At 76.6% G+C, this 500-nt stretch carries 1 protein-coding gene; it reads left to right on the top strand.

Annotation, left to right across the window (positions count from 1 at the left end; translation table 11 throughout):
- The coding region (locus tag AC2W7G_RS18460) for a thiamine pyrophosphate-binding protein (RefSeq protein ID WP_485869708.1) at positions 1-500 on the top strand (500 nt) is incomplete at both ends.

Here is a 500-nt window from a genome sequence, read left to right as displayed (position 1 = left end):
CGCGGCGGTGCCGCCCGGCGGGCTCCTGGTCGTCGGCTCGTCCAACCCGGTGCGCGACCTGGACGTCATGGCCGCTCCGTACCCGGTGGGGGAGCGGCGGCTCGTGCTGGCCAACCGGGGCCTGGCCGGCATCGACGGGACGATCTCGACGGCGGTCGGCGCCGCCCTCGCGCGTCCGGGCCACGCCCTGGCGTACCTGGGCGACCTGACGTTCCTGCACGACGCGAACGGCCTGCTGATCGGCCCGTCCGAGGCGCGACCCGACCTCACCCTCGTCGTCGCCTCCGACGACGGCGGCAGCATCTTCCACACCCTGGAGCAGGGCGCGCCGGCGTACGCCGAGCACTTCGAGCGGGTCTTCGCCACGCCCACGGGCGTCCGGATCGGCGCGGTGTGCGCCGCCTACGGGGTCGAGCACCACCTCGTCCGGACGGCCGCCGAGCTCGACGCGCTCCTGGCCCGGCCCGCGACCGGGCTGCGCGTGCTCGAGTGCCGCTGCG

Source organism: Aeromicrobium sp. PFPM2_SD2, from assembly GCF_057364525.1.
Note: the sequence above shows the minus strand (reverse complement) of the source record. Positions and strands in the feature narration are given on the sequence as shown.